At 72.0% G+C, this 11,388-nt stretch carries 6 protein-coding genes and 1 pseudogene; 4 read left to right on the plus strand and 3 right to left on the minus strand.

The window, feature by feature from the left end; all coding sequences use genetic code 11:
- Positions 1 to 281 precede the first annotated feature (281 nt).
- Positions 282 to 1,016 (minus strand): annotated as a pseudogene (locus tag AB0H81_RS25265) (serine/threonine-protein kinase); the annotation flags it as partial.
- A 285-nt stretch (positions 1,017 to 1,301) separates the two neighbouring features.
- Between AB0H81_RS25265 and AB0H81_RS25270 the strand changes: the two are divergent.
- Positions 1,302 to 2,819 carry a chorismate mutase gene (locus tag AB0H81_RS25270; protein WP_358379186.1) on the plus strand — a complete coding sequence of 506 codons (1,518 nt, stop codon included), beginning with the start codon at positions 1,302 to 1,304 and terminating at the stop codon, positions 2,817 to 2,819.
- 166 nt (positions 2,820 to 2,985) lie between these two features.
- Here AB0H81_RS25270 and AB0H81_RS25275 read toward each other — a convergent pair whose 3' ends face one another.
- Positions 2,986 to 4,053 (minus strand): SGNH/GDSL hydrolase family protein, encoded by a 1,068-nt coding sequence (locus tag AB0H81_RS25275; protein WP_358379189.1) that lies wholly within the window; start codon positions 4,051 to 4,053, stop codon positions 2,986 to 2,988.
- A 218-nt stretch (positions 4,054 to 4,271) separates the two neighbouring features.
- On the opposite strand from AB0H81_RS25275, the gene dnaE reads away from it, so the two are divergent.
- Both dnaE and AB0H81_RS25285 read left to right on the plus strand, forming a co-directional pair.
- Positions 4,272 to 7,799: a DNA polymerase III subunit alpha gene (dnaE, locus tag AB0H81_RS25280; RefSeq protein ID WP_358379192.1), complete on the plus strand. Its 3,528-nt coding sequence runs from the start codon at positions 4,272 to 4,274 to the stop codon at positions 7,797 to 7,799.
- A 223-nt stretch (positions 7,800 to 8,022) separates the two neighbouring features.
- Positions 8,023 to 9,393 (plus strand): amidase, encoded by a 1,371-nt coding sequence (locus tag AB0H81_RS25285; protein WP_358379195.1) that lies wholly within the window; start codon positions 8,023 to 8,025, stop codon positions 9,391 to 9,393.
- 10 nt (positions 9,394 to 9,403) lie between these two features.
- Here the strand turns inward: AB0H81_RS25285 and AB0H81_RS25290 are convergent, their stop codons facing one another.
- On the minus strand, positions 9,404 to 9,931 hold the full coding sequence (locus tag AB0H81_RS25290; RefSeq protein WP_358379198.1) for a hypothetical protein: 528 nt from the start codon (positions 9,929 to 9,931) through the stop codon (positions 9,404 to 9,406).
- An 89-nt stretch (positions 9,932 to 10,020) separates the two neighbouring features.
- On the opposite strand from AB0H81_RS25290, the gene murA reads away from it, so the two are divergent.
- Positions 10,021 to 11,331 (plus strand): UDP-N-acetylglucosamine 1-carboxyvinyltransferase, encoded by a 1,311-nt coding sequence (gene murA, locus AB0H81_RS25295; RefSeq protein WP_358379201.1) that lies wholly within the window; start codon positions 10,021 to 10,023, stop codon positions 11,329 to 11,331.
- Positions 11,332 to 11,388: the final 57 nt, after the last annotated feature.

The raw sequence follows: 11,388 nt of genomic DNA on the forward strand, positions 1-11,388 counted from the left end.
CACGGTGAGCACCGACCCGTGGGGCCGGGTAGACGACGACGGCACCGTCTACGTGCGTACGGCTGAGGGAGAGCGCGCCGTCGGCTCCTGGCAGGGAGCCGCGGCTCGGCCTCGGCCCCGGCGGGCGGCTGGGCCGGCAGCTGGGCGGTCGCCGTCGGCATCTGCGCCGTGGGCGCGGGCAGCTGCTGCGGCATCGGCGGCGTGATGACCTGCCGCAGCATCCGCGCCGTCTCCTCGTACGAGGGCCGCTGGATCGGCTCCTTGGCGAGCAGTCCGTCGATCACCTCGGCCAGCGGGCCGGCGTGCGGCCCAGGGTCCGGCGGGTCGGTGAGGACGGCGTGCATGGTGGCCAGCGCCATGCCGCGCTCGTGCGGCGAGCGGCCCTCCAGGGCCGTGTAGAGCGTCGCGCCTAACGACCACAGGTCGGACTCGCGCCGCGCCGGCAGGCCCTTGAGCCGCTCGGGCGCGATGAACGCCGGGGTGCCGGCCAGGCCGGTCACCGTGAGCTGCGTCTCGGTCTCCAGCGTGGCGATGCCGAAGTCGGTCAGGACGACCCGGCCGTCGTCGGCCAGCAGCACGTTCTCGGGCTTCACGTCGCGGTGGAGGACGCCCGCCTCGTGCGCCCGGTGCAGCGCCTCCAGCACGGCCAGGCCGATCTCGGCGACCCGGCGCGGCTTCAGCGGCCCGTCCTGCTTGATGACCGCGCCCAGCGAGCGCGACTGGACGAGCTGCATGACGATCCAGGGACGGTCGTCCTCCTCGATCACGTCGTGCACGACGATCACGTTGGGGTGCTCGAACCTGGCCGCCGCCCTCGCCTCGCGCATCGTGCGCCGGTTGAGGAGCGCCACCTCGTCGCCCAGCGCGGCGGCGTAGCGGACCTCCTTGACCGCGACCTCCCGGTCCAGGAGCTCGTCATAGGCCCGCCACACGATGCCCATGCCACCCTTGCCGATGGGTTCCTGCAGCTGGTAGCGGCCGGCGATGCGGCGTCCGTCCCGTTTGCGATCCGACATCAACGGCCTCAAACCCTCCCTCTAGGCCAAGAAATACTCCCATAGCGAGGGATCAACGGCGACTCGCCTGAAGGACAGTCCGCCATGTGAGAAGGACAGTCCAGCAGGTGGAGGGCAGGTGTAGGGTTTCGGACATGACTTGTCGCTACGCGTTTACCGAGCCGGCTCCGGGAGAGCCGGTCGTGAGCTAGCGACCACCTGGAGTCGGCACCGGCAGAGACGCCTCGTCTCTGCCTTTTTCGTTTCGCCGGCTCCGGCGAGCCGGCCCTGGATGAGGAGCCGAGAATGTCGTCGACCTTGGAACGCCGCGTGGTCACGCTGGGCGGGGTGCGCGTGGGCGCGGGACCCGCGGTGGTGATCGCGGGCCGCATCAGCCTGCGCGCCCGGCCCGGCGGGCGCTCTTACGACGCCCGTACGGAGGAGTCGCCCGCCGTGGGCTCCCATGACGCCCGTACGGGGGAGTCCCCGGCCGCGCGGGCCCGTGACGGGCGGGCCGACGTGCCGGTGCCGGCGCCGGCCCGTTCCCGTGACGGCCGTTCCCGTGACGGCCGGGGTGAGCGGTCCTCCGGCGGGCGTGGAGAGCGGCCCGGGGCCATGAGGAGGGGCGACGCAGGGCCCGACCGGCGTGGCCCTGACGGGTGGACCTCCGGCGGGTCCGGCGGGACTTCCGGCTCCCATGGGGCATTCGGCTCCGGCGGGGCTTTCGTCTCCGGCCGGGCCGGGGAGGCCGGCGCCGTGGACGCGGTCCTGCGGTGGTGGCGCGAGGCGACGCTGGGGGAGGCTCTGGAGGGGACGAGGTCGCCGCTGGGCTCGACGCCGGGAGAACCGGGCGCGACGCGGGGAGGCGAGCGTGGGGCGTCCGGCGGGACACCGGGGCGGGCCGGGAGGGTGCCGCTCGTGGAGCCCTCGGACGCCGGTGACCTGCCCGCCGTCGCGGCGCGGGCCGACGGCGTGGTGATCGGCGCGTCCTGGACCCGCGACATCCCGCTGGTGCGCGCCGCGGCGGCCCTGGGTTTGCCCGTCGTGGTGGAGCGGCGGCCCTCGGCGTCGCTGGAGGAGTGGCTGGGGCTGGCCGACTACTGCGCGCTGGAGGGCTGCGGGGAGGTGATCCTGTGCGAGACCGGCCGGCTCGACCTCGGGTTGCTGCGTGCGGCCCGGGAGGTGTCCGGCCGCCCCGTGGTGGCCGACGTCACGGGCCGGCCGGAGCTGGCGGCGGCCGCGGTCGCGGCGGGCGCCGACGGCCTCGTCCTGGGCGGCCTCCCGCCGGCCTGGGAGCCGTACGGGACGAACGACGGTGACGCGCACGGGCGTCGCGAGGGGGACGCGTACGGCCAGGCAGGCGAGGGAGCACACGAGGCGGACCACGGTGCCGCGTACGGGCATGGTGGCGGTGGCGCGTACGGGCATGGTGGCGGTGGCGCGTACGGGCATGGTGGTGGGGGCTCGTACGGGGTCGGGACCGTGGACCCGGAGGAGGTGCGGGCGGCGTGGGAGGCCGTGACCCTCGTGGGGGCGCTGCTGCGGCCCGAGACGCCCGCCACGCTGCCGGAGTGCCGGGAGGCGATCGACAGGGTGGACGCGGCCCTGGCGACGCTCCTGGAGCGGCGCGCCGAGCTGGCGGGCGTCGTGCAGACGCTCAAGCCGGTCGGCGGCTTCGCGGGCCGCGACATGGAGCGTGAGCGGTCGCTGGTCGCGCGCATGGCCCGCCGCGCACCCGTGCTGGGCGAGGAGCGCCTGGGGTCCATCATGAACGCGGTCATCGAGGCGGGCCTCCACCTGGCCGAGGAACGCCGCCGCGCGTGACGGCCCGTTGTGCGTGCGAAGCCTCGCCTCCGGGACGGGGCGCGCCCGGGGCGCCCTCACGGCCGGTAGAAGTCGCCCACAAGACGTCGCGCTCGTAAGGGGCGCGCTCGGCCGGCGGCCGGTACGGGCCGGCGTCCCGCGGGCGGCGGGCGAGGACGAACGGGTGTCAGGGCTGGGAGAGGACGAAGTTGTTCATCGGGCGCCCCAGCCCCGTGACGATCTGGCGGTCGACCAGCTCGGCGAAGCGCCGGTAGCCGGCGCCCGTCGGGTGGAAGCTGCGGCTGTCCACGCGCAGCTCCTTGACGTGCACGACGAGCCGGTTCAGGTACGGCTGCGCCGTGCCCGCCTCGTGGCCGTCGAACGCGTCGTACGCGTCCACGAACTCCACGCTCCCCGGCCCGCCGAACGCCGCGACCGCCCGGTCGAACCCCGCCGCCGCCTCCCGCATGACGTCGTTGAGCCGCCGGGTGACGCGGTTGAGCCAGAGCTGGTCCTCGGTGCTGAGGTTGTCCACCCGGTCGGCGGGGCGGGCCGGGAACGGCCTCGGGTAGCCCAGCACGATGATCCTGGCCTGCGGCGCCCGCGCCCGCAGTTCGCGCAGCACGCCGTGCAGGCCCGACCGCAGGCCGTCGACGCGCCGCGCCACCTCCGCGTCCTGGTCGACGCACGCCGACGACCAGGGCAGCTTGACGATGCAGGCGGTCAGCACGCGGGCGAACCCGGCGTCGTTGCCGCCGATGGTGACCGTCACCAGGCTGGTCGAGCGGTCGACCCGGGCCACCTGGGGGCGCTGCCCGTGCTGGCCGCGCAGGAGCTGGCCGGTGGTGGCGCCGCTGCACGCCCAGAAGCCCGCGCCGCCGCCGAAGCGGTGGGCGCCCGCGACCAGCGGCACGTACGAGCCCCGCGCCCGGTGGCAGGGGGCCGCGCCCTCCCCGGCCGGCAGCCGTCCCGGGTCGGGCTTCCCGCCCGCCTCGCCGTCCTGGCCGCCCTCGGCCCCGCCGTCCTGAGCGGCCGGGGCGTACACGCCCTCGCCGGAGGAGTACGAGTCGCCCAGGCCCGCGTACGAGCCGCTCAGTGCCACCTGGACGGCCGTCAGCCGGGTCACCCGGGGAAGACTGCCCTCAGGCGGTGCCGTGGCCGGACAGCCCGCCTGCAGCGCCGCGCAGGCCAGCCGGTCGCACCAAGGAAGCCCGGCGACGGCGAGGAGCACGCCGAGGACGGCGGCCGTCACCATGGGAACGATGCGGACGATCCTTCGCCTTTCCAGCCCTACCTCCTGAAAGCCTCCGCGGCGGTCGGAACGCCCCGATTCGCCGGACCGCACGAGCAGGGTAACCGGCACCGCGCCCCGCGACACGCCCTCGAACGGAAGGCTGGCGCGAGGGTAGGCGGACTGTCGGTGGGGAGCACTAGAGTCGGAGCGCAAACCATCAGACCGGGAGGCGCCGCTCCATGTCGTCCAGCGACTCGTTCGTCCATCTGCACGTGCACACCGAGTACTCCATGCTCGACGGGGCCGCGCGATTGAAGCAGATGTTCAAACAGGTCGGCGAGCTGGGCATGCCGGCGATCGCGATCACCGACCACGGCAACATGCACGGCGCCTACGACTTCTACAAGCAGGCGACCGGCGCCGGCGTCAAGCCGATCATCGGCATCGAGGCGTACGTCGCGCCGGAGCTGCGCCACAACAAGAAGCCGGTCCTGTGGGGCGAGCCGCACCAGAAGAAGGACGACGTCTCCGCGAGCGGCTACTACACGCACATGACGATCTGGGCCCGCAACAAGACGGGCCTGCACAACCTGATGCGGCTGTCCTCGCGCGCCTACACCGAGGGCTTCGTCCGCAAGTGGGCGCGGATGGACGCGGAGATCCTCGCCGAGCACGCCGACGGCCTGATGGCCACCACCGGCTGCCCGTCGGGCGAGGTGCAGACGCGCCTGCGGCTCGGCCAGTACGACGAGGCGGTCAAGGCGGCGGCGAAGTACCAGGAGATCTTCGGCAAGGACAACTTCTTCCTGGAGATCATGGACCACGGCCTCGAGATCGAGCGCCGGGTCCGCGACGGGCTGACCCGCATCAGCCGCGAGCTGGACATCCCGCCGCTGGTCACCAACGACTCCCACTACACCTACGAGTCCGACGCCGCCTCCCACGACGCCCTCCTGTGCATCCAGACGGGCAAGCAGCTGTCCGACCCCGACCGGTTCCGCTTCGACGGCAGCGGCTACTACATCAAGACCGCCGACGAGATGCGCGCCGTCGACTCCTCCGACCTGTGGGCCGAGGGCTGCCGCAACACGCTGCTGGTGGCCGAGAAGGTCGATCCGACCGGGTTCTTCGAGTTCAAGAACCTGATGCCGACCTACCCCATCCCCGACGGCATGACGGAGAGCGAGTTCTTCCGCAAGACCGTCTGGGAGGGCATGGACCGCCGCTGGCCCGAGGGCTACGACGACGAGCACCGCAGGCAGGCCGAGTACGAGATCGGCATCATCGAGCAGATGGGCTTCCCGAGCTACTTCCTCGTGGTCGCCGACTTCATCATGTGGGCCAAGCAGAACGGCATCCCGGTCGGCCCCGGCCGAGGCTCCGCGGCGGGCTCGCTGGTCGCCTACGCGATGGGCATCACCGACCTCGACCCGCTGCCGCACGGCCTGATCTTCGAGCGGTTCCTCAACCCCGAGCGCGTCTCCATGCCCGACGTCGACATCGACTTCGACGAGCGCCGGCGGGCCGACGTGATCCGCTACGTGACCGAGAAGTGGGGCGCCGACAAGGTCGCCATGATCGCCACGTTCGGCACCATCAAGGCGAAGGCCGCCATCAAGGACGCCGGCCGCGTCCTCGGCTACCCCTACGCGCTCGGCGACCGCGTGTCCAAGGCGTTCCCGCCCGCGGTGATGGGCAAGGACATCCCGCTGTCGGGCATCTTCGACAAGGACCATCCGCGCTACAACGAGGCGGGCGAGCTGCGCAGGCTCTACGAGGAGGACGTCGACGTCAAGGCGACGATGGACCTCGGCAGGGGCCTGGAGGGCCTGATCCGGCAGACCGGCGTGCACGCCGCCGGCGTGATCATGTCGGCCGAGGTGCTGACCGACTACATCCCGATCATGCGCCGCGACTCCGACGGCGCGATCATCACGCAGTTCGACTATCCGACCTGCGAGACGCTCGGCCTGCTGAAGATGGACTTCCTGGGCCTGCGCAACCTCACGATCATCGACGACTGCCTGAAGATGATCAAGTCGACCACGGGCGAGCAGATCGACCTGCTCAAGCTGCCGCTCGACGACCGCAAGACGTACGAGCTGCTCGGCAGGGGCGACACGCTGGGAGTGTTCCAGCTCGACGGCGGCGGCATGCGCTCGCTGCTGCGACTGATGAAGCCCGACAACTTCGAGGACATCTCGGCCGTCGGCGCCCTCTACCGCCCGGGGCCGATGGGCGCCAACTCGCACACCAACTACGCCCTGCGCAAGAACGGCCTGCAGGACATCACGCCGATCCATCCGGAGTTCGAGGAGTCGCTCGCCGAGATCCTCGGCACCACCTACGGCCTGATCGTGTACCAGGAGCAGGTCATGGCCATCGCGCAGAAGGTCGCCGGGTTCTCGCTCGGCAAAGCCGACCTGCTGCGCCGGGCCATGGGCAAGAAGAAGAAGGCCGAGCTGGACAAGCAGTTCGAGTCCTTCGAGGCGGGCATGAAGGCCAACGGCTACTCCGCGGCCGCCGTCAAGACGCTGTGGGACATCCTGCTGCCCTTCTCCGACTACGCCTTCAACAAGGCCCACTCGGCGGCCTACGGCCTGGTGTCCTACTGGACGGCCTACCTCAAGGCCAACCACCCGGCCGCGTACATGGCCGCGCTGCTGTCGAGCGTCAAGGACGACAAGGACAAGTCGGCCCTCTACCTCAACGAGTGCCGCCGCATGGGGATCAAGGTGTTCCCGCCGGACGTCAACGACTCCGACTTCGACTTCACCCCGCGTGGCACCGACATCCGCTTCGGCCTGTCGGCGGTGCGCAACGTCGGCGGCAACGTCGTCGACGGCATCATCGCGGCGCGCAAGGAGAAGGGCCGCTTCGGCGACTTCAAGGACTTCCTGCGCAAGGTGCCCGCGATCGTCTGCAACAAGCGGGTGATCGAGTCGCTGATCAAGGCGGGCGCGTTCGACTCGCTCGGGCACGTGCGCAAGGGCCTGGTCATGGTGCACGAGCAGGCCGTCGACGCGATCATCGACATCAAGAAGAACGAGGCCATCGGCCAGGACTCCCTGTTCGGCGCGATCGACGGCGGCGAGGACCAGACCTTCGACGTGCAGATCCCGGTCGGCGAATGGGACAAGAACACGCTGCTGCAGTTCGAGCGGGAGATGCTCGGCCTGTACGTGTCGGACCACCCGCTGTTCGGCGTGGAGCACATCCTCGCCTCCGGCGCCGACTGCACCATCGCCGCCCTGCAGGACGAGAGCCGGTCAGACGGGCAGATCGTCACCGTGGGCGGCATCCTCAGCGGCGTCCAGCGGAAGATCACCAAGAAGGGCGACACCTGGGTGCTGACCCAGCTGGAGGACCTCGAAGGCTCGATCGAGGTGATGATCTTCCCGTCGGCCTACCAGCTCTGCTCCACGATCCTGGCCGAGGACGCGATCGTCTTCGTCAAGGGCCGCATCGACAAGCGCGAAGACGTCGCCAAGGTCATCGCCATGGAGGTGACCGCGCCCGACCTCACGCAGGAGGCGGGCGGACCACTGCTGGTGAGCCTGCCGCTCAACCGGTGCACGCCTCCGGTGGTGGGACGGCTGAAGGAGATCCTCACCACCCACCCCGGCACGTCGGAGGTGCACCTCCAGGTGCACAACGGGCCGAAGACCACGGTCATGCGGGTCGAGGACCGGCTGCGGGTGACGCCGTCGCCGGCCCTGATGGGTGACCTCAAGCAACTCCTCGGCCCCGCCTGCCTCGGCGGCTGACCCGTAGCGGCCCGCTCACCGGCGATCACCACGCTCGTCACCCGCCCGCGGACGTCCCTCGTCCGCGGGCGTCTCGTTGATCCGCCCGTGGACGACTCGCGCCTCCGGACGCCCTCGGACGGGTGCTGGTGCCCGGTCGCGGGCTGGAGGTGCCGGACGGGGAGGTGGCGCGTCGGCGAGGCTCGCCGTGGCTGCCCGCGCCAGGGTGGGGCAGGATCGGAGAGTGACCGAACCGCACTACCTCACCGCCGCCGAGATGGCCCGCCTGGTGCGCACCCGGCAGGTGAGCGCCGTCGAGCTGCTCCAGGCCTGCCTCGACCGGATCGAGCAGGTCAACCCGCGGGTCAACGCCGTCGTCACCCTGGCCGCCGAGCAGGCCATGGACGCCGCCAAGGCGGCCGACGCGGCCGAGCCGGCCGGGCCGCTGCACGGCGTGCCCGTGGCGCACAAGGACCTGGTCGACACGGCCGGCATCCGCACCACGTATGGATCGCCCCTTTACGCCCACCACGTGCCCGACGCCGACGACCTGATCGTGCGCCGGCTCCGGCGCGCCGGCGCGATCACCGTGGGCAAGACCAACACGCCCGAGTTCGGCACCGGCTCGCACACGGTCAACGAGGTGTTCGGCGCGACCCGCAACCCGTACGACCTGTCCCGGTCGGCGGGCGGCAGCAGCGGTGGCGCGGCGGCGGCGCTGGCCACCGGCATGGTGCCGCTCGCCGACGGCTCCGACATGGGCGGCTCCCTGCGCAACCCCGCCTCGTTCTGCAACGTCGTCGGTCTGCGCCCCACCCCAGGCCGGGTGCCCGACCCGTCCGACACCGCCGCCTGGTACACCCTGTCGGTCGAGGGCCCGATGGCCCGCACGGTCGGCGACGTGACGCTGATGATGTCGGCCATCGCCGGGTTCGACCCCCGCTCGCCGTTCGCGATCACGGAGGACTTCACCCCGGACCCGGAGGAGGGCGTCGCCGGGCTGCGCGTGGCCTGGAGCCCCGACCTGGGGGGCCTGCCGGTGGACCCGGCGACGGCGGCGGTCACGGCGGGCGCGCCCGCCGTGTTCGAACGGCTCGGGGCGCGGGTGGAGCAGGTGGAGCTGGACCTGTCCGACGCCGAGGACGCCTTCCGTGTCTACCGGGCTTGGTACTACGCCCTCACGTTCGGCGACATGACCGGTCTGGGCGCGAACACGCGCTGGAACGTCGAGCGGGGCCGCGAGGTCACGGGCTCCGACCTGGCCCGCGCCGAGCGGCTGCGCAGCGGTCTCTACCAGCGTATGGCGGCCTTCTTCGACACCTACGACGTGCTCATCGCGCCGGTCAGCCAGGTGCCGCCGTTCCCGGTCGAGGAGCCGTACGTCAAGGAGATCGACGGCGTGCCGATGCCCGACTACCTTGCGTGGATGCGCTCGGCGTACTGGATCAGCGTCCTGCACGCGCCGGCCGCGTCGGTCCCGGCCGGGTTCACCGGTGACGGGCTGCCGGTGGGCGTGCAGATCGTGGGGCGGCCGTTCGCCGACGCCAAGGTGCTGCGGGTGGCCGCCGCGTTCGAGAGCGCTACCGGCCACGGCCTGCGCCGCCCGCCCCTGTGAGCGCCGGGACTCAGCCGAGCCCGGGCGGGTCGCCCACCCCATACGGCGTGCGCAGCGGCGAGTCGCGGTAGCCGTGCATGCCCTCCATCAGCCCGAAGATCGCCACCGCGCACAGCGGCCAGGCCACCAGCACCCCGCGAGCGGTCAGTTGCAGCGAGCCCGCCACCACCTTCGCGCCCGGAGTGGCGGCCGCCTCGACGGTCACCGCCCCCAGCGTGAACGTCGAGCCCACCCACAACGTGACGAACGCCGCCAGCGCCCCGCCCGCGCAGAGCCCCAGCAGCACGGGCAGCCGGTCGTGGCGGCTGAGGAACCAGCCGGCCGCCCCGCAGAGCACACCCAGCCCGCCCGTGACGACCGCGAACCAGCCGTCAGCGGCGATCAGCGCCTGCGTGGCCGGGTCGGCCAGCACCGTCCCGTGCCCCGTCACCTGGTACGGCGCGCGGGGGGAGAGGGCGGACCACAGCAGCCCGGCGAGCACGGCGAGAGCGGCGAGGACGAGGACGGTGACCGCGAACGCCCGCACGTGCCTCGCCACCCGATCCCCCCTCAGATGTGCCACTGAGTTGTGCCACTGAACCGGCTCACCGGAACAGGTTGATGGTATCTCCCGGTTAGGCTCGCTTCGTGAATCACGATGAGGTCTGGCTGATCGACCCCTCCGGCCCGCTGCGCGGGGACGTGGAGGTGCGCGGCTCCAAGAACGCGGTCTCCAAGCACATGGTCGCCGCCATGCTCGGCGGCACCGAGAGCACGATCCAGAACGCCCCCGAGGTGGGCGAGGTCGGCATCACCGCGGCCATGCTGGAGTCCCTCGGCATCCACGTGGAGATCACGGAGAAGGAGATCCGCGTCGAGCGGGGCGCCGAGATCCGGCCGCGCGTGCCCGACGCGTTCACCGGCCTGAACCGGATCCCGATCCTCATGCTCGGCCCCCTGCTGCACCTGGCCGGCGAGGCGTTCGTGCCGCTGGTCGGCGGCGACCCGATCGGGCGGCGGCCGGTCAACTTCCACGTCGAGGCGCTGCGCGCCATGGGCGCCGAGGTCGAGGTGGGCGACGCCGGGATCTTCGCCAAGGCCACGCGGCTGCGCGGCGCCCGGCTGGAGCTGCCGTACCCGAGCGTCGGCGCCACCGAGACGATCCTCATGTCGGCCGTGCTCGCCGAGGGCAAGACCGTGGTGAAGAACGCCGCCATGGAGCCCGAGGTGGTCGAGCTGGCGCTGTTCCTGCAGCGCATGGGGGCCAGGATCGAGCTCTCGCCCGACCGCCGGATCGTCATCGAGGGTGTCGAACGGCTGCGCGGCGCCTCCATCTGGCTGGCCGGCGACCGCATCGAGGCGTTCTCGTACCTGGCGGCGGGCCTGATCACCGGGGGAGACGTGCGGGTGCACGGCTGCCCGCAGGACCGCCTGGTGACCGCGATCACCACGCTGGCCCGGATGGGCGCCCGCTTCGACATCAACGACGAGTACCTGTGCGCCACCGCGCCGCCCGAGGGGCTGCGCTCGGCGGCCGTCCAGACCGACACCCACCCCGGCTTCATGACCGACTGGCAGACGCCGCTCATGGTGCTGTTCACGCAGAGCAAGGGCATGTCGGTGCTGCACGAGACGGTCTTCGAGAACCGCCTGGTGTACGTGCCGGCGCTGCAGCGGATGGGCTGCGAGATCGAGGTGTTCGACCAGTGCCTCGGCGGCCCCGCCTGCCGTTACCACGACACCAACGCCCGGCACTCGGCCGTGGTGCGCGGCGTGTCCAAGCTCAAGGGCGCCGACGTGACGCTGCCCGACATCCGCGCGGGCTTCTCCGCGGTGCTGGCCGCGGCGGTGGCCGACGGGACGTCCACGCTGCGCGGCGTCCACCACATCGTGCGCGGTTACCACAAGCCGTTCGAGCAGTTCGTGTCCCTGGGTCTGAACATCCGCCGGGAACAGTAAAGGAGTCGGATCCCCGGGTTTGCCGGGGATCCAGCAGCCGCAGATCGTCTGCGTGAG

This window comes from Nonomuraea sp. NPDC050691 (assembly GCF_040654455.1).
In the GTDB taxonomy this organism is placed as follows: Bacteria; Actinomycetota; Actinomycetes; order Streptosporangiales; family Streptosporangiaceae; genus Nonomuraea.